The organism is Streptomyces vulcanius (assembly GCF_042653945.1).
GTDB lineage: Bacteria > Actinomycetota > Actinomycetes > Streptomycetales > Streptomycetaceae > Streptomyces > Streptomyces mangrovi.
Window position 1 is genome coordinate 61,271 of sequence record NZ_JBHSFK010000045.1, and the last position, 16,637, is coordinate 77,907.

General features: G+C 67.6%; 19 protein-coding genes. 1 reads left to right on the forward strand and 18 read right to left on the reverse strand.

What is annotated here, in order from left to right:
* Positions 1-251 precede the first annotated feature (251 nt).
* Positions 252-761, forward strand: coding sequence for a hypothetical protein (locus ACFPIH_RS45375; RefSeq protein WP_381184694.1), 510 nt, complete (start codon positions 252-254; stop codon positions 759-761).
* Here the strand turns inward: ACFPIH_RS45375 and ACFPIH_RS45380 are convergent.
* From ACFPIH_RS45380 to ACFPIH_RS45465, 18 genes are all read right to left on the reverse strand, one after another.
* Entirely contained in the window at positions 694-1,083 is a 390-nt protein-coding gene (locus ACFPIH_RS45380) for a hypothetical protein (protein WP_381184697.1), read from the reverse strand. The genes ACFPIH_RS45375 and ACFPIH_RS45380 overlap by 68 nt on opposite strands.
* Complete coding sequence (locus ACFPIH_RS45385) at positions 1,080-1,454, reverse strand: zinc finger domain-containing protein (protein WP_381184700.1); 375 nt, start codon at positions 1,452-1,454, stop codon at positions 1,080-1,082. The genes ACFPIH_RS45380 and ACFPIH_RS45385 overlap by 4 nt, the downstream gene beginning before the upstream one ends.
* Positions 1,451-2,038: a hypothetical protein gene (locus ACFPIH_RS45390; RefSeq protein WP_381184702.1), complete on the reverse strand. Its 588-nt coding sequence runs from the start codon at positions 2,036-2,038 to the stop codon at positions 1,451-1,453. Before ACFPIH_RS45390 ends, ACFPIH_RS45385 begins: the two co-directional genes overlap by 4 nt.
* On the reverse strand, positions 2,035-2,565 hold the full coding sequence (locus ACFPIH_RS45395) for a hypothetical protein (RefSeq protein ID WP_381184705.1): 531 nt from the start codon (positions 2,563-2,565) through the stop codon (positions 2,035-2,037). Before ACFPIH_RS45395 ends, ACFPIH_RS45390 begins: the two co-directional genes overlap by 4 nt.
* A complete protein-coding gene (locus tag ACFPIH_RS45400) occupies positions 2,562-2,900 on the reverse strand; it encodes a hypothetical protein (protein ID WP_381184708.1) in 339 nt (112 codons plus the stop codon). The genes ACFPIH_RS45395 and ACFPIH_RS45400 overlap by 4 nt, the downstream gene beginning before the upstream one ends.
* A 30-nt stretch (positions 2,901-2,930) precedes the next feature.
* Entirely contained in the window at positions 2,931-3,290 is a 360-nt protein-coding gene (locus ACFPIH_RS45405; RefSeq protein ID WP_381184710.1) for a hypothetical protein, read from the reverse strand.
* A gap of 157 nt (positions 3,291-3,447) precedes the next feature.
* Complete coding sequence (locus ACFPIH_RS45410; RefSeq protein WP_381184712.1) at positions 3,448-4,914, reverse strand: hypothetical protein; 1,467 nt, start codon at positions 4,912-4,914, stop codon at positions 3,448-3,450.
* Between the two features lie 156 nt (positions 4,915-5,070).
* On the reverse strand, positions 5,071-5,217 hold the full coding sequence (locus ACFPIH_RS45415; RefSeq protein ID WP_381184715.1) for a hypothetical protein: 147 nt from the start codon (positions 5,215-5,217) through the stop codon (positions 5,071-5,073).
* A gap of 308 nt (positions 5,218-5,525) precedes the next feature.
* Positions 5,526-6,248, reverse strand: a complete 723-nt coding sequence (locus ACFPIH_RS45420; protein ID WP_381184717.1) for a hypothetical protein — start codon at positions 6,246-6,248, stop codon at positions 5,526-5,528.
* A 29-nt stretch (positions 6,249-6,277) separates the two neighbouring features.
* Entirely contained in the window at positions 6,278-6,715 is a 438-nt protein-coding gene (locus ACFPIH_RS45425) for a hypothetical protein (protein WP_381184720.1), read from the reverse strand.
* A 160-nt stretch (positions 6,716-6,875) separates the two neighbouring features.
* Positions 6,876-7,994, reverse strand: a complete 1,119-nt coding sequence (locus tag ACFPIH_RS45430) for a hypothetical protein (RefSeq protein WP_381184722.1) — start codon at positions 7,992-7,994, stop codon at positions 6,876-6,878.
* Entirely contained in the window at positions 7,991-8,311 is a 321-nt protein-coding gene (locus ACFPIH_RS45435) for a hypothetical protein (RefSeq protein ID WP_381184724.1), read from the reverse strand. Before ACFPIH_RS45435 ends, ACFPIH_RS45430 begins: the two co-directional genes overlap by 4 nt.
* A gap of 29 nt (positions 8,312-8,340) precedes the next feature.
* On the reverse strand, positions 8,341-8,703 hold the full coding sequence (locus tag ACFPIH_RS45440; protein WP_381184728.1) for an HNH endonuclease: 363 nt from the start codon (positions 8,701-8,703) through the stop codon (positions 8,341-8,343).
* Positions 8,704-8,708: 5 nt separating this feature from the next.
* A complete protein-coding gene (locus ACFPIH_RS45445) occupies positions 8,709-8,879 on the reverse strand; it encodes a hypothetical protein (RefSeq protein ID WP_381184731.1) in 171 nt (56 codons plus the stop codon).
* Positions 8,880-8,975: 96 nt separating this feature from the next.
* Positions 8,976-10,058 carry an AAA family ATPase gene (locus tag ACFPIH_RS45450; protein ID WP_381184734.1) on the reverse strand — a complete coding sequence of 361 codons (1,083 nt, stop codon included), beginning with the start codon at positions 10,056-10,058 and terminating at the stop codon, positions 8,976-8,978.
* Between the two features lie 338 nt (positions 10,059-10,396).
* Entirely contained in the window at positions 10,397-11,827 is a 1,431-nt protein-coding gene (locus tag ACFPIH_RS45455; protein ID WP_381184737.1) for a hypothetical protein, read from the reverse strand.
* A gap of 207 nt (positions 11,828-12,034) precedes the next feature.
* Positions 12,035-12,448 (reverse strand): SsgA family sporulation/cell division regulator, encoded by a 414-nt coding sequence (locus tag ACFPIH_RS45460; RefSeq protein ID WP_381184740.1) that lies wholly within the window; start codon positions 12,446-12,448, stop codon positions 12,035-12,037.
* Between the two features lie 358 nt (positions 12,449-12,806).
* On the reverse strand, positions 12,807-15,605 hold the full coding sequence (locus ACFPIH_RS45465) for an AAA family ATPase (protein WP_381184742.1): 2,799 nt from the start codon (positions 15,603-15,605) through the stop codon (positions 12,807-12,809).
* Between the last annotated feature and the right edge of the window lie 1,032 nt (positions 15,606-16,637).

The window sequence follows — 16,637 nt, forward strand, 5'->3', positions numbered from 1 at the left end:
GTGGATGGGGCGTTGAGTGTGCCGATGGGGTCGGTGCGTGAATGGGTTCGTAGGCGGCGGCACCTTGCCGATGAAGGAGACCGTGAGCCCGAAGCCCGTGGTGCAGCCGGTGAGCGTCGGGGCAACTCGTCGGCACGGTGTCGGTGCTCCGGGGACAGCCTGGTGCTCTTGCGCCGCTGGGGCGTTGAGCGCCAGGGTGCAACACGAGGTGCCCCTTTCCTTGCTCGGCCGCACGGCCGGAGCCTGACGGGATGGACGATGATCGAGGTAGCGGACGCGATGGCGGCCCGGCAGGCGCTGGCCCGCCGGATGCCGCGCTCAAGCCGTGGGGCCAGGCCCGGCCCCGGACCGTCCGTGACCTCGGCGGCGACCTGGTCACGGCGCGGCCGGACCGGACCCGCTGCACCGGCTGCCGGCGCACGCATGTGGTGCTGGACGTCGGCCTGCTGCCCCGCCGCGCGTACACCGTGCGATTCCTGGGCCGGGCCCTGGTGGGCGCGGTACGCGGGCACGGCCACCGGAAGATCGCCGCCGCGCTCGGCGCCCCGGAGGGCACCGTGCGCGGCTGGCTGCGCCGGGCCCGTCGTACCGCCGAGCAGCTGCGAGCCACCGACGCCGTTTCTGGCTGCTGCCTGCCCATACGCCGTCGCAGGGGCGGCCGGACGACCATCCGCACTCACGACGGGCAGCCCCCTACGCATCTGTGCGACACCTTGCCGACGAGCCTGTCCGATTCGTCGGAATCTTCATCGGCATCGTGAACGCCTGCTTCGTCGGCATTTTCAGCGCCGGGCAACAGAGCGGGTTCCGGTCCGCCTTCTCCTCGGCCAATTCGTCACGCAGCCCGTCGACCTCTGCCTCTGCGTCGAGCAGCCGGCGCAGGATGGGGGCAGCCTTCTCGCCCATGTAGGCCACAAGGTTGCGACAGAACAGGTCCTCCCACTTCGGGTGCTCGTGCTCACAGCTGTCCTGGATCGCCTTGCCGAACGACATGAGCAGTGAGTTCCGAGCGGGCTGCGCGTCGCCCATCTGCTGAGCGAGTGTGGCCCGCTGCTCCGGTGTCAGATCGTCGCGGGCGCTCACTGGCCTTCACCGCCCTCGGCATGGTCGACGAGGAAGGCAATGGCCTGCCTGGCGGACATGTGGCCATGCGCCTCGGACACCGCGCGGCGCAGTTGCTCGGCTTCCACGCTGTAGCCGTTCTTGTCGAGCAGCTCGGCGGCGTCCTTGCCGTGCATGCCGCGCCGGGCCTTCGCGTCGAAGATGAGATTGGCGGCCGGGACCGCGGCGATCCGTGCTGCCTCCCAGGCGGCCGTACGGGCCTGGTGGAAGGAGTGGCGCACGCGGGTTCCGCCGTGGCTCAGGCACGGCTCGCCAGCTGTCGCGGCGCAGCCATCAGGGGGCGGCGGGCAGTCCACGGTGCGCGGGGAGCGGTCTGGCGGCTGCTTGGTCATCGCGGGTCCTCGGTGGTGTCGCGCAGGGTGCAACGGGGCGCGCCCGGGCACGGGCCGAAGCCGTCGTGCTGGGAGCACAGAAGCTGGGACGGGTACGGGCCGCCGCTTTCGGCGGGGTCCACCAGTTCCGAGGCCTTGCGCATGCCGGCCTCGTACTCCTCGCGCTCGTACCGGCCGAACGGATTGCGACGGCTCCAGGAATCGTCGGTGATGTCCTGGGCGGCCTCGCGGACTGCGGCGCCGCCGATGGCCTGCTGGTAGCGCAGGTACGTGTCCTCGGCGAGGATCCGGCGCAGGTGCTGGTCGACTTGGACCGGGGTCGCGTCGAACCGGCCCGGAAACGCGACGGCGGACGCCGGCTCGCGGCTCGCGGTAGCGCGCGCCACCCATGAGGCGATGACCGCGACCGTGGCCCATTCCCAGCGGGACAGCCAGTCGATGATCAGTCGTTCGTACGCGCCGAGCTCCACACCGGCCGCGACCAGCGTGTCCCGCAAGATGGCGGCCTGCTCGTCGAACTCGTGGAAGCCGGACGGGCGGTCCTCGACGGGAGCCTTGGGTATGTCAAATGCATCGGTACTCACGGTTCACGACCTCTCGATGTCGGGGAGCGGCAGGCCAGCGTTCCGATGGGCCTGTTCGGCCGCGTGCGCGCGGCGCTCGAACTGCCCCAGGCGGCGCGCTTCGTTGAGGAGCGGCTGCGGGTGGACCATGACGGGCTTGCCGAGCAGGACGGACAGCGGGCGTACTGGTGGCCTCGGCGTATGACCTGTTCAGCGTGGGGCTGGCCGTTCTGGATTCGCCGACACATGTTGTGCCAGCCCGCGGCGAGCACGTCGGCGTAGCGGAGGATGTCGGGGTGCCGGTTGAGGGCGGTGACCTGGCGGCTGGTGACGATCGGGCACGTCTCGTGCACCTCGGGGTCGAGCTCATCCCCGGCCGTGTGCAGCCACCACTTCCGTGACCAGTCGGCGTTCTTGCCCCGTCGGGACCACGCGGTGGGATAGCGGTCGAGGCTCCAGCCGACGTCGGCGGCGTTCTCAGTGACGAACTGGTCGTCGTTGACGCGCCGCCACTTCAGGCGCGGCACAGCCAAGGGGTCGGTGCTCACAGGTCGTCGTCCCGCTCCGGCGGCATGGTGGCGCTCACGTCGCAATCCGCCAGGCTGAGCCGGTCGGTGGGAAGTTCGATGCCGTAACCGACCCTGATGCCTTGATGGGGCCCCTGGTAGTGAAACCTGGGGTCGACGCATTCGACGGCGGTGAATCCCCGGCTGGCGTGCCTGATGACCTTGGCCAACCAGCGGGCCGCATGGCCTTCATAGACAACGCCGTCACGGGCGATGGGTCCACTGCTGACGTACACGAGAACGCCGGGCAGCAGCCGCTTCTGAAGAGAGGTCAGCTCATACCGCCTACCGAAACGGTCAATGCGGGGCTCGGCCACGGAACTCACCGCGCCCTGGCCACACGGCTGTCACAGCGAGAGTGGCCGTCGCTCGCGTTGGCGCGGTCGTAGTCGTCGTCGACCAGGGCGAGCGTAGTCGGATTCCAGTCCAGAGGCATCGTGTGACTCCAGTTCGAGCACCTGGCGCAGAAGGGCCGTGTGCTCGTCGGTGAGGCGGGGGCGTGCGGCGGCGCGTACGGGCTTCTTCATCAGCACGGGCACGTCAAGGCGGATGCCGAGCATCGTGCCGTCCTGGCCGTACGCGATCTCGTAGACGGACGGGGTGATGTACCAGGCTTCATAGCCCTCGGCCGGCTGCCCGGCGCGCGACGCCTGCACGGCGATCAGGCCGGCCACTGCGGCGGGCGGTCCGGGCCGGTAGCGGTCCATGGAGCCGTTTGTGCCCTCGGCCGATCGGCAGTCGGCCCAGGGCTGCTTCGTCAGCTGGTCTTCTTCGGCTTCGGGACGCGGCAGGGGCCAGGGCCTTCACAGCAGGCGGAGCGCGTGCCGGTGCGTGGCCGGAGTCCGGCCGCGCCTCAGCCAGGGGCTAGTCAGGGGCCGAGGCCGGTTTCGCGCCTCCTCGGCGTCCCAGGCCGTACGCGATGCGGAACGGCTCAGGCATGTCCCAGGACCCATCGGTCCTGGGGTGCACGACGCCAGCGGCAGTGAGCTCTTCGAGGAGGTCGTGGTAGCAGGCCAGGTGCCGCATGCCGCTGGGGTACGGGTCCGCCGAGCGGGAGCCGAGACGGCGAAGACGGTCTGGCAGGCGCGCGTGGTCCCACTGGGCGATGACCTGGTCGGAGTCGATCGGCAGCTGCTGCCCGGCCAGCGGAGCGAGTGCCGCCCGCACCCACGGCATGGCCTGCTCAACCTCTGCGGCGCGCGCACGCGCTCCCTCCGGCACACCCCGGCGGATGTCCTGGTGGTGAAGGGCGCGCGGGTGGTCGGGGTGATCGTCAAGGGCGTGGCGCACGGCCTGCCTCAGTGCGATGAGGAACGGGCGGGGGCTGAGTCCGCCGACGCCGTCCTGGAGATACGTGAGCATGAACCTGTACGTGGAGCCCCTGCGGGCGGTCGCGCGCATGTACGGGTCCGCGATCACGGTGAAGAGGCGTTCCTGCGCGGCGGGATCGGAGGTCAGCTGCGCGGGGGCGCTGAAGCGGCCGTCGGGGGTGAGTTTCCAGCCCGGGGTCAGAGAACGGAAGGCGGCGGCACCTTCACTGGGGTGGTTCGCCAGGAGCTGGAAGAACAGCCCGTAGAGGTGCGTTCCGGTCACCTGGCCCCAGTGGTCCGGCGTGCTCCAGTTCAAGTCGGCAGTACGCAGAGCACGTCGGGCCTCGGACGTGAGCGCCCACAGGGCCGCGTCGAGGGTGTCGGGGCGGAGGAAGACCTTCGCCCTCACACGCGGCCCGAGGCGGGCCAGGTCGGCAGCGAGCTGGAGGACTCCGGAGGCGAGGCGATCCGTAGTGCGCTGATCGGGGTGAAGCCGGTCCAGGCTGTCGAAGACAACCAGATGAGTACGGCCCTGCGAGTTCAGGTCGGCCACGCCCTGGCGCAGGGCGTCGGGGTTACGCAGCAGCCACTGCACGCGGTCGCGCCAGCTGGGCAGGTGTGTGAGGTCGGAGACGCCCAGGGCGGTCAGGGCGACAGCGGTCCACACCGTCGCGGGGCGGATTCCTTCGCCGAGCAGTGCCTCCAGCTCCGGCGCGGCCGGATAGCCGTCGCTGTCTCCTGTGGCCCCAGGGGCGGAGATCACCCGGGTATCCTCCAGGCGCGGCATCTTCAAGTCATGGGCGGCTGCCGCACGGAGGTCAGGGTCGGTCAGGACCCGGGCCCACAACGTCTTGCCGACTCCGGGACCGCCGCGGACCACGCTGCTGTCGATGAACAACGCGGGGCGGCAGCCGGGCGTGTAGAGCATGGAGACCGGCAGTGTGGCGGCGTCGCGGGTCAGCGCTGTGGTGAGCGCGTCATGTATGAGTGTGCGCAACAGCCCGGGGGTGGGGAGCGTCATCACAGGGTCCTTCCAGTAGGGGCGTGCGGCAGGCGGGCGTGGTGGTCGCCAGCGGGCGATCAGTCGAAATCCGTCTCGGACAGCCTTTGGGAGCAGCCCTCCCGCAAGAACCAGCCGCGTGCCGCATCCCGTGTCGGTCACAGGTGCGTTGTCAAGTCAGTCGTAGCTGGTGGCGGGCGGGATCAGTACGACTGTTTCGCCGCCTTGGTCGACCCATTCGACGGGGCCGGTCTGCTCCAGTTCCACAGCTGCGGCATACAGGTCGTCCGAGGTCACGTGGAGAGTGGTCATGGGCGCGGACATGCGTCTCCTTCCGGGGTGGTTGTCACTGGCATACCGGCGCCGGATTTCCAGTCCCTGGTGGCCCCGATTCCGGCGGATCCTCCGGCGCCGGAATTTCGGGCGCTGGTGGTTCGCCCTGAAGCTCCGAGTCATCCCACACCACCTACTCGTGCCGGAAGGTGCCCTTGTCGGTGGGCTCCCTGGTCCGCTTCAGGTAGCCGAACTCCTCCAACGGCGGCCTGGGGGGGTCATCTCGTATCCGGCCTCTTCGAGGTTGTGCTTGAGCTGGTTGACCAGTTGCTGCAGGCCGTGGGTCGTGCCGGTCACTGTCAGCCCTCAATCTCCTCTTCGCCGACCTCGTCGACCTCTTCTTGGACGTACGCCGAGAGGAACTTGCTCGACAGCGGGTCGAAGCCATACCGCTCTGACCAGCGCTTGAGGTACTCGACGGGCTCAGCGTTGCCGGGTTCGTCACGCACCTTGCCGATGGCCTCGGCGATCCACTTGAGGGTGTCCGTGCCGGGCCACTCCGGCGAGGTGCCCAGGCCGAGCGCGATCGCGTCGACCACGTCGGTGTCAGTGAGGGGCGTGCTGGCCCCGCGGCTGTTCGAGTGGGCGAGCTGCTGCTCGTAGTCCGGGATGAAGCCCATGGTGAGGAGCACGCTCTCGGGCAACTTGTAGGCGTCCCAGATCGCTTGGGTCGCGTTCGTGGGGGTGTCGCCGGTGGAGAGCCCGCCGGAGATGTAGAGCCTGTAGTCGGCGACCGTGAGGAATGTCGTCTCACGGGAGTCGAGGGCCTTTTCGAGGTTGTTGATGATGACGAGCCCGGCGCGCCGGGCGTACTCGATGAGCACTTCGCCGTTCTCGTCGACGAGGTCGGACTCGCCGTCCAGATCCGGCAGCAGCTCGTCCAGTTCAGCCTGAGGCTCGTCGAAGGTGAAGAGCGAGGCGTCTGTGATCTTTTCGAGCAGCTGACGGCCTCGGTCGAAGTTCGGCGGTTCGGTGCTTTCGGCCGGGAAGGCGATGGTGGCCGTGAGCATGCTCGCGCCCATGATGACCTGCTCCTTCGGTGGTGGGGGAATCAGCGGGTCGGATCAGTTCTGGATCCAGCCGAGGACGTCCTCGACGTCCTGGTCGTAGCTGGCCTTGATCGCCTGACGCAGGGTCGCGCGGGGTTCTCCAGGTAGTGCAGCGCGGCGCTGTAGATGAGGTTGGTGGCGTCGCGGACCTGCTCGTCCTCGGGTACGAGAGCACTTACGTCGTCGGCGGCCCGGTTCACGGCTTCGCTGATGCGGGCCTGGAACAAGGCTGCTTCGAGAGACTGGCCGTGCCGGTCGATCAGGGCCTCGATCTCGTCTGCGAAAGCGGGCTTCCCCTTGTGGTGCGCGTCCCAGGTCTCCTGCTTGCCAGGGACCTTGTACTCGACGCCGTCACAGAGTCGGCGGATCTCGTCCAGCACGGCGCGCACGGAGGCGGAGATCCGCTCTTCTTCGAAGTGGTGGAGCTCGCGGACGTGCATCTCGGCGGTCTGCGCAGATCCGGGAGATCAAGCGCTCCCAATCCCCCAGCGTCATATGGACCCTGCCGTCATGGAACGAGGTGAGCCCGGGCGATCCGTTGGCGGTGATGAGCCGGCCATTCCGCTCGTTGAAGCGCTGCTCGGGCAGAGGCTCAGTGACTCAATGGATCCGCAGGGTGTTCATGTCCCTCTCCACCCGGAAGGGCAGCGAATCGCCAGGCCGAGCTCTCTTCGGAGGCCGAGGCTGCGGCTCTTCCGGGTGAGCGGCGGTGAAGGAGGTGAGCGACGACGGTGGCGACGCGCGCAGATAAGGAGTCAGAACTTGGCGCAGCGCCTCACCCGGATGCGGAGCCCGCGACTCCAGCGGCAGGCGGCTCAGCTCCGCAGCGAGCAGGCCCAGCCCCTCGGCCACCAGTGGGGTTCTCTTTGCATCGGCGAGCCGGGCTAGGGCCGAGGCGAGATCCCGCCACTCACCTCGGCGCCGGGCGAGCCATGCGTCGACGGCCAGGACGTCGATCCAGGCCGGGCTGTCCTCATAGCGGTCCCCGGTTACCTGCCGCCACCGACCGGCCCGCTCTAGGTTGCCGCGCCGGCATGCGAGATAGGCCACCGCCAGATCGAAGAGCGGAGTGCCTCGGACGCCGGGCTCATCCCACCAGACCCGCTCCACGACGTCGGCCCAGCCCCACTCTCCCAGCCGTAGCGCCTCCAGCGGGGTGAAACCTGAGTCCGCGACGGGGCGGACCTCTACCAGACCCTGCAGCCGACGCTCGGTCGGCCGCAGGGTGAACAGGGATCCCTCCGGCACCAGCGTGCATACCGGACGCCGTCGACCGCCGCCTATCTGCAGGACGGCGGGGCCGCACAACGGGGTGGCCACTGTCGTGTCCCCGCCCGTCTCCATGTCCGATGGGTCCCTCACGGTCCACTGGCCGTCCGGCTCCCGGCCCCACAGCCGGATCCAGCCGTTCGCGGGCCGGCACGACTCCTCGCCGCCCGAGCTTTCCCCGTTTGTGCGCCGCGCGGAGAGCACTGTCTGCTGGGTGCGGCCGCCGGTCACCAGGATGGGCTGCACCGACAGGTAGGGAGACCAACCGTGCACCAGGCACCGTTCCTCGTGCGGGATCTCCACCGGGATGGACGACTCGGCACGCAGCGGGACGCGCCCCAGCCGACGGTTGCCGCGATCGAGGACCTCGGCCGCGCCGACGACCGTGCCCGGCATGGCACCGGGCACCGCGGGAGCCACGATGTCGACGTGTGTCGTAGCGACGCTCACAGCTCGCGCACCTCCACCGTCCGCGCACGGCAGGGCGCCTGCATCCAGATGTTGTCGCCGCGGCCCCGGAAACGACCGTCGGTGAACGACACCTCGACCCGCGCCGGGCTGACGCGGCCGTGTCCGATCCAGGGCTCCGGCATGGGCGGGCGGGACGCATACAGCTCAGTGTTCGCCTCGGAGGGCTTGGCCTGGAACTTGCCGGACAGATGTCCCTCGGACAACTCGCGGTTGTCGCGTTCCTGAGTCTCCGGGGAGGTGTAGCAACCGGAGGTGTCGCGCTTCGCACCGCAGTTCGGGCTGATGATCCAGGCCATGAATTTGCTCCTGATGTGTGTCGGGGTGGTCAGTACTTCTTGCGCCGGCGCGCGAGACGCCAGCGGTAGAGGGGGCTCGGCGCGCGGTTGGACTTCCGCCGGTTGTGCGGGCGGCAGAGCAGCTGGCCGTTCCACAGTTCAGTCGGCCCGCCGCGGCTCCAGGGGTGTATGTGATCGGCCTCAGTTCCCGGTGCCGGGCAGCGGAACCAGAGGGGCGGCTTGTGCTCGCACCGGCCGTTGGCCTGGCGGGTGAGCTGCTGCTTCTGGGACCAGCTGTAAAGCCGGGTGGGGTCCCGCCAGCGCCGCTTACGGCCAACGCCGATGGCGAGGCACAGGATACCGAGCGCAGCGACGGCCAGGCAGGCGAGCAGCACAGTCGGATCTGGCTGCATGGTGCTCAGTGCAGGTCGTTGCCGAAGGAGATCAGCTCACGCCTGGTGGCCCAGAACAGGTCCTCGGAGTCGATGACCGTGACGAGACGGGCCTTGCCGGGGCAAAGGTTGGCCCTTCGGGGCTTACGATGCTCTGCGCCGGGGCGGGGCTCGGAGACGATGCGGTACTTGGGCATGGTCGAAGGCTGCTTTCTGTACAGGAACGCGTGAGCCGGACAGCGAACCGCCGAGGAGACCGGAGTGGTTCCTCGGCGGTTCGGATGGGGGCGTCCTCAGAAGTCGATGGAGTACTTCGGGGGACGGCGCAGGATCACCGCGGCGGCACGCAGGTCCTTCTCGTCGTCGGGCGACCTGTCGTCCTCGTCACGGAGGTCGGTGAGTGTGAAGGCACCATCCGGGAGCTGGTAGCCGTCCTCGGACGGGACGGCGTCGCGCATGCGGAACTGCAGCCCGGTGCCGGTGTCCCAGTCGTCGATGGTCTGCAGGCTGTCGCTGTTGAACAGATCGACACGACCGTCGAAGACGTCGGTGTCGCCGTTCTTCCAGGTGATGTAGGCCTCGATCCGCGAGCCGGCGTGCTCGCTGCGCTTGATGTTCAGGTCACCGATCACCTCGGCGAACGACTCTCCCAGGCGCAGCTCGAAGGCGATCGCCCGCAGGTGGTCGAAGTTGATGTCGTACTTCCGGGAGAAGTCGACGATCTCGGCCACCTGCTTCTCTGCCACTCCGGGCACCTGGTCACGCAGGTAGGTGGCCACCGTCTCGGGCTCGGGGTAGGCGAAGCGCATGTGGTAGTGGAAGCGGCCGGGGCGGTTGAGCATGTAGTCGTTGACGCGTTGCAGCTCGTTGACCGACAGGACGTAGAGGCGCTTCGTCGTGCTCAGCCCGTCGAACAGACTCAGGAACTGGTTCTGCGACTCGTCGTCCTCGTTGGAGAAGATCTTCTCGAACTCGTCGAAGACGACGACGACTTCGCCCAGCTCGTCGAGGAAGGCGGCCAGACCCGGCGTGTCGTGCTGCACAAGCACGGTGGGCAGGTGGTGTTCCTCGCGCATCCGCTTAGCGAGCAGGCGGAGCATGAGGCTCTTACCCATGCCCTTGTCGCCGGAAAGAATGACGCCGAGCGAGCGGTCCATGGCGGAGTACCCAGTGACGATCCGCTGTACACGGGAGGCGTGGCTGCCGTAGACGGTCTCTTCGGCGGATGCCAGCGGCTCCGTCTGGTGCAGGCTGTAGCCGGTCCCCTGGGAGAAGGCGATCGCGTAGGTGGCCACGGGCAGATCGGCGAACGTCTGCACGGAGTCCCCGTAGAGGCGGAACTCCCCGCCGGAAGCAACGATCGTAGATGCGGGCATGAAGACTTCTCGCTTTCGCGGGAGTTGAGTGGGTGGTGGCGGCAGCACGGCGGCGCTCAGCGGATCGAAAGCCCGCTGCTGTCCGGGGGGTAATGGGGGAATGCCCCAGGGAGTTGTGCAGCTCGGCGCTGCGGCCCTGGTGGGCGCCGAGTGCGACGTCGACGAAGGTCTGGGAGCGGCGGAACAGGCCGCCTTGCATGAGGGTGTGCATTCCGCTGGCGAAGAAGCCGCGCCGACCGGGACCTTGCCGTCGTCGTCGAGGTTCGCCGACAGGCTGAGGACTTGGTCGCTCAACCGCTGACCCCGGCAAGGACCGGGTCGAGCGGCCCGTGCCGGGGTCAGCGAGCGTCGACGACGGGCCGGCCGGTGACGTCGACCGCCGGGTCGCGGGAGATCAGCTCGACCTGCTCGCCAGGCGACTTGGTGAAGACGAAGTAACTGGGGTGCTCGCCGGCTGGCGGGACGGTGTGGAACCGCAAGTAGTTACCGGCGTGCAGGTACTCGACCTTCCAGATCAGGCGCTCGGCGCCGTACAGGTCTACGCGGCAGCCGGAGCGCAGCGTTCGGGCGTCGATGGGCCCGTGGTCGACGTCGGACGGCTTCGCCTCGCCGGGCATCGGGAGGACGGTGTGCGTCAGCCGGTGCTCGACCGCCCGGACCTCGACGCCGGGCTCGGCGAGTGCCTGCACGTCAGCGACGTACGCGTCGGCCTCGTCCCGGCCGTGGAGTGCGGATGTGGTGACGTCGCCGTGCCACTTCCCGCCGTCCTTGCGCCACTGGATCGCGTACGAGACGTCGTCCCGCAGGCGCTCGGGCGCCGGAGCCAGCGGCTCGTCCTCCCCGAAGTCGATGCCGGCGAGGACGTCGTTGGCGGCCGCGATGTTCCGCTCGAACGCCTCGGACATCGGGGCCAGCGAGGCCGGCGTCCCGTCGGCGACAATGACGCTGTCGGTCTTGACCACGATCGTGCCCTCCGCGGTGCTGAGGACGGTGCCGAAGTGCACGGGGTTGTGCTGCGGCTCGCCGGTGACGCGGACCCGGATGGTGTCCGGCACGGGGGACGCCGCCTCGGCCTCGACGACGTCGCCGGCCTGGATCTTGGGCAGCCGGGCGACCGCGTCGGCCTCCTGCTGCTTGCCGATATCCATGCTGAACTCGTCGATGGGCCCCCAGGCGAACATGCAGAGCGACGACTTCGCGGTCGGCTCGACGCGCCAGCAGGCGTCGCGCAGGTTGTCGGCGGCGATCTGGAGTTCGACCCTGAAGGGCTTGTCGTTGTAGTCGCGTAGGAGGCCGCCGAAAACCCAGTACACGGCGACCCTGCCGTGTCCACGCGGCTCGACCATGAAGCCCCGGACGTCTGCGCCCTCCTTCGGGTCGAAGTCGTCGGTCAGCTCAGCGAGCTTGAGGTTGCCCAGGGCCCCGATTGCGGCGCGGACGTGGGGGTCGTCGGAGTGCTTCGGGAGGGAGCCCTTCGTGACGCCAGCGTGGCCGACGATGCGGCCCTCGACGACCTTCGGGGCCGGCGTCTCGACCGCGGCCGGCGCGACGACACCCTCGGCGGCCTTGAGTGCGGCGAGAACGTCGCGGCCCTCCAGGGTCAGGTTCGACATGGTGCGGTGCATCAGGCGGCGCTCGATGAGGGCGGCTTCGGTGCGCCAGTTGCAGTCGATGACCTCGTCGTTCTCGCCGGTGTAGATGGCGCGGACCATCGGCTCCGTGAGTTCGTACTGCCGCATCACGGTCCGCATGTCGCGAGTGATGTTCATGGTCGGTGCTCCTACCTTCTCCAGGCTGACGTCCGAGGTCTTGTTCAGTGCGTGGCCACAGGTTTGCTCCTTGTCCGGGACGTGGGCGGATGGGGTATGTGCAGAGGTGTGCGGCGCCACTGGTGTGACATGGCGGCGTGAGTTTTCCTGTACCGGGCCCCGGGCCCCGGGCCCCGTGGGTCTCCGGGCCGTGCTCGGCTTTCGCTGTCAGTGGGTCAGAAGGTCGTCGAGGAGGCTGTCGATGTCGACGGCTTTGGACTCCTGGCCTGCGGCGACGGCCGCGTAGGTCTCGGCGATCCACTCCTTGATGGGGGCTGCCGGTCCTTCAAGGCAGGCGTATCCGTCGGGGGACTCCAGTTCGAGCCTGAGGCCGCGGTCATGGAGCGGGCCGACTGGGGTGATCTTCACGTCGCCGATTCCAGCGGGCGCGGTGAGGCCCTGGTCGAGCAGTTCCCGGGCGAACGTCCACCGGACCACATCGTCGGGCGTGACGTCGAAGGAGAACTGCACCGCGTAGGGGTCGGTGTCCATGTAGTACAGCCTCACGGGGACGAAGACACGCATGTCCGGGCCGGCCACGAGCGTCATGCGGATCTTCAGTTCCAGGCCGGGAAAGTCCATGGGTGGATTCCTGTTCTTCGGCGGGAAAGCGTGGTGGAGGCGGGCGGCGGGAGGCAAGGCCCGGCGATACTCGAACACCGCCGTCCCGCCGAGGTCGCTGTGCGGGGGCATGGCGGGTGCGGTTTGCTGCGCCTGGCGTTCTACCAGGGCGTTGATGGCGAAGAGGACCTCGCCGTGGATGGCCCTTTGGCCGGGGTAGTGCCAGGCTTCGGCGTGGCTCTCGGCGCGGTTCGTCGTACGCCTTCGTGCCGGGCGCCCTGGGTCATTCAGGTGTGTGAAATGTGGAAGACCGCAGGGGCGTCGGGTGTCTCGCTCGTCGAGAACACCCGCCCCTGCGGCATGAGGTGGCGGCGGTTGGTCAGACGGCCGCAGCGACCGCAGAGCGATCGTTGGTGTTGCCGGGAGCAGCGCTGTCGTTGTCGTCCAGGAGGTCCGGATCGATGCCGAGGGCGCGAGCGGCGTTCCTCTTGTCGCGCTCGGTCAGAGCTGTCACGATCTGCTCGTAACTGCTCTGGATCGGCGGATTCTTCACGGTGCCGTAGCCGAGTACGTACTGGCTCTTCATGGCACGGGTGAAGGCGACGTAGAACATCCGCTTGACGTCCTGGGTCATCTTCGTGTCCTCCCTGTAGAGGACGACAGCGTTGTCGAATTCGAGACCCTTGGCACCGTGGATCGTCGAAACGACCAGGTCGGCCTTGGACTCGAGGTTCTTCCGCTTGCGTTCCTGGTTCTTCTGCTTGTTGATGTTCAGTTTCTGCTGGTTCCGCCGGATCTCGAAGGAGAGCAGGTTGTCGCGCAGCCGATCGAAGAACGCCACGTGCGTGAGCGTGCTCTGGTGGCAGAGTGTGACCCAGCCGTTGATGGTCGCGCTGTTCTCGATCCACCACTCGGAGATCGTGCGCAGGATCGCTTTCTCAACGCTGGCGTTGGCAGCGTTCTTCGCCAGCTTGTCCATGTTGTCCTTGATCCCCTGGGAGACCACGAACGCGGCGTTGGTCGGCGGTGCCTGCAGGACGTCGTTCCAGAAGAGCTTGATGTACTTCGAGAAGATGTCCGTGGCGTAGACGCGATCGCTGACCAGAGAGGCGACGTGGCGGTCCGGGTAGCGCTTTTCGAGCACATCCTGGATCAAGGACACCTCGCGGCGTGAGTAGGCCAGGAAGGCCACCTGCTCGCCCCGGTCCAGGCACTTGTCCACGTAGTCGGGGATGACCGTGTTGCGCACGATCGCCTGCAGGTCCTGGGTGACGAACCCGGTGAGTCTGGCCACCTCGCGGTACTCCAGGGTGACCTTCTCCTGGAACGAGTGCGCCGTGGGCATGGCGAGCGAGTTCGCCTGCAGCTGGATGTTGGCGAACTGGTTGGTCTCCAGTCCGCCGAGGACGACGTTCGCGAAGTCCAGGATCTCCTGGTTGCTCCGGTAGTTCGTCGTGAGCTTGAAGGTCGCGAAGACCCCCGAGCCCTCCAGCGTGTTGAGCGCGCGCGGGTTCGCCGAGCGGAACTCGTACAGCGTCTGCGAGGCATCGCCGACGATGAACAGGGACTGAGCGTGCTTGGTGATGTACTTCAGCACGTAGATGAACTCAAACACGCTGTTGTCCTGGACCTCGTCGATGATGAGGTACTTCGACTGCACGTGGGCCGGCTCGGCCATGTCGTCGATCTTCTGGTAGCAGATGATGATCTGCAGTTCCAGCGACGTCTGCTCGATGCGGTCGAGCAGGGAGATCACCTCGTCGAAGTGGCTTTCAACGAAGGTGTTCAGGGCCGTGAACGCGCCGGTCCTGTTCTGGTCGAGCTCCAGCAGGCGGTGGCGGAACGTCGCCGCGAACTGGCTGTTCGGGTAGAAGATGTCGATCGAGTTGATGATGGTGTCGATGGCCGAGACCTTGTGCCTCGGGTGGTTCATCGAGTAGATGTCGATGATCATCTTGGCGATCGTCATCGAGCCGACGTCCGGGTTCTTCTCCGTGATGTTGTCGGCTGCGGCGTTGGTGAACGAGAGCACCGTAATGTCCGAGGCGGGGACGCCGCAGGCTTCGAGGTACTTGATCCGTTCGAGGATCACGGTCGACTTGCCGGTGCCGGCTCCCGCCTGCGTCATCACCAGCGGCTCGTGCGTGGTGAGCGCGTCGAGCTGCTGCTTGGACAGGTGGGGCGGCAGATTCGGAGGCGTGGCCGGCTGCGCAGGCACGATCAGCTGAGGCTTCATCTGCTCCAGGTGGTCGAGCGTGTGGTTCATCAGCAGGCTGAGGTTCTGCTTCGACAGCTTCGTGGCGATCTGGTCGGAGAAGGTCGCATCCAGCTGCTTGTGGATCTGGCGGTAGGCCTCCAGCGGGACGTTGTAGTTCTCCAGGTAGCGCAGCTGGACGGCGAGCATGTTCAGCTGCTGCTCCGTCGGGCCTGCGGGCATGTCCTGGATGTAGCGGCAGACCTCGTCGGCGATCGCCTCGGAGTCCCAGATCTGGGCCAGGCGCGTGATGCGCTCGTGGATCGAGTACTGGCGCATCCACTCGTCGAACTCATCGCCGAGGTTGGAGGCCGTCAGGCCGGCGGATGTGAGCACGTCCTGGACATAGTCACGGGCGTTCTCCAGCGGGCTGGTGTCCCACTGCAGGAAGACGGCGGCGGCGTGGTTGCCGTAGCCGGCCGAGCGCGGGACGGCGGTCGCGTACTTCGGCTCGGGCAGCCCCTTCTTGAAGAAGTACAGCTCCATCCGGTACTGGATGACGAGGTCGCGCGTGGACTTGTCGCCGGACTTGTCCTCGTAGAACACGAGGGCCTGCGGGGTCATGTCGAAGACGACGTCCCAGTCGTCGAATCGGCTGAACGCAGTGTCGACAGCGAAGCGTTCGTCGGCGTGCGGGCTCGGCAGGGTGAAGGACCCGCCGGCGTTCAGGGCGCGGCGCGTGATCGGCGCGAGCGGGATCGACGTCGTGGTGATGTCGTGCTGCGTCGAGCTCTGCTTGACCTCGATGTCGGTGGCCACGGCGTAGGCGGTGTTGGTGACAGTGTTGATCGGGAGCAGGGACTCGTTGAGCAGGCCGATCTTCTTGCCGTTGCCGGTGAGCTTCGAGGAGAAGAATTTCGGGTCGACGGCCTTCTGAGCAACGGCATTGGCCGAGAGGTCTAGGTCATCAAGCAGGACAGGCATGTCGTTGCCTTTCTACAGTGAGTCGAGAGGCAGATTGAGAGAAAGCACAAATCACGTCGCACGGCAATTCCAACAAGAGGTGAATAGTCAATCGAATGCTCGAAGGCGAGCGAAAAGCGCAGCGACGGGGCTGGGTCATGGGCGCAGGTACAAACACGAGCGGGGCTCTCGTCAGCCGACGAGCCCCGCTCGTGTTCCTCTCAACCCACCCGTCAGGGGCCGTCAGGCCCCTGAGTCCGGGGTATGTGGCGAAGCCACACCCCGGACACCGCGCGCTACCCAGACGCGCGGTCGTTCATCAGCGGCAGCTCACCTCACTTCGAGGTCGAGTCCGAGCGCCGGTCGGGGCATCGACGGCAGCATCGCCGGCATCGAGATCCCAGGGACAGGCCGTGACGAGGGATCCTGCGGGATCGACCTCGAGCAGGCAAAGCATGAGGCCCAGTTCGCGGAGTTCATCGGTGCTCCGGACATGGGTGGTGAGGTTCGTTCAGGCTGCGGCGGACCCCTCCATGGCTCGCTTTCGATGTTCTTGGAGCAGAGGTTCGGGGAGCATGGCGGACATGGCTGTCCCCCTTTCTGAGCAATGAGGGCGTGGGGGCGAGGTACGTCGCTGGCGTGCTTCAGGAAGACGAGCGGCAGCAGATAGTCCTGCTATTGGTGCCGGCTCAGCGGACCACGCAGCACCTCGGCGGCGCCCAGCAGATGCCTCTCAAGCTGAGAGATCGACAGTGACATGACGGACGTCCTTTCCACTGCCCATGGGCAGTGGAATCGGTGGTGCCCGGCCGGGAGGCGGGGCACTGAAGTCGTCTGGTGGGGAAGGGCGGTCCGGCCAGGTGTGGGCTGGCCCGAGCCGTCGCTGGCCCGTGGCCGCCCGATCAGCGTGTCGATCACATTGGCGGTCACGGCCAACGCGGTATTCCCGAGAGGGTTGTGGTGCGCCAACCCCGCCCCTCTGGGCTGGGGTTGGCGCACCACAACACGACCGCGAGCGTGTCGCCGGTCGGACAACGCGTGCTCGACTCGCGT

Bases quoted from the DNA above. Each gene is read 5' to 3' on its own strand.
- ACFPIH_RS45375 (WP_381184694.1), top strand. From the start codon at position 252: ATGGACGATGATCGAGGTAGCGGACGCGATGGCGGCCCGGCAGGCGCT.
- ACFPIH_RS45385 (WP_381184700.1), bottom strand. From the start codon at position 1,454: ATGACCAAGCAGCCGCCAGACCGCTCCCCGCGCACCGTGGACTGCCCG.
- ACFPIH_RS45405 (WP_381184710.1), bottom strand. From the start codon at position 3,290: ATGGACCGCTACCGGCCCGGACCGCCCGCCGCAGTGGCCGGCCTGATC.
- ACFPIH_RS45410 (WP_381184712.1), bottom strand. From the start codon at position 4,914: ATGACGCTCCCCACCCCCGGGCTGTTGCGCACACTCATACATGACGCG.
- ACFPIH_RS45415 (WP_381184715.1), bottom strand. From the start codon at position 5,217: ATGTCCGCGCCCATGACCACTCTCCACGTGACCTCGGACGACCTGTAT.
- ACFPIH_RS45420 (WP_381184717.1), bottom strand. From the start codon at position 6,248: ATGGGCGCGAGCATGCTCACGGCCACCATCGCCTTCCCGGCCGAAAGC.
- ACFPIH_RS45425 (WP_381184720.1), bottom strand. From the start codon at position 6,715: ATGCACGTCCGCGAGCTCCACCACTTCGAAGAAGAGCGGATCTCCGCC.
- ACFPIH_RS45435 (WP_381184724.1), bottom strand. From the start codon at position 8,311: ATGGCCTGGATCATCAGCCCGAACTGCGGTGCGAAGCGCGACACCTCC.
- ACFPIH_RS45440 (WP_381184728.1), bottom strand. From the start codon at position 8,703: ATGCAGCCAGATCCGACTGTGCTGCTCGCCTGCCTGGCCGTCGCTGCG.
- ACFPIH_RS45445 (WP_381184731.1), bottom strand. From the start codon at position 8,879: ATGCCCAAGTACCGCATCGTCTCCGAGCCCCGCCCCGGCGCAGAGCAT.
- ACFPIH_RS45450 (WP_381184734.1), bottom strand. From the start codon at position 10,058: ATGCCCGCATCTACGATCGTTGCTTCCGGCGGGGAGTTCCGCCTCTAC.
- ACFPIH_RS45455 (WP_381184737.1), bottom strand. From the start codon at position 11,827: ATGAACATCACTCGCGACATGCGGACCGTGATGCGGCAGTACGAACTC.
- ACFPIH_RS45460 (WP_381184740.1), bottom strand. From the start codon at position 12,448: ATGGACTTTCCCGGCCTGGAACTGAAGATCCGCATGACGCTCGTGGCC.
- ACFPIH_RS45465 (WP_381184742.1), bottom strand. From the start codon at position 15,605: ATGCCTGTCCTGCTTGATGACCTAGACCTCTCGGCCAATGCCGTTGCT.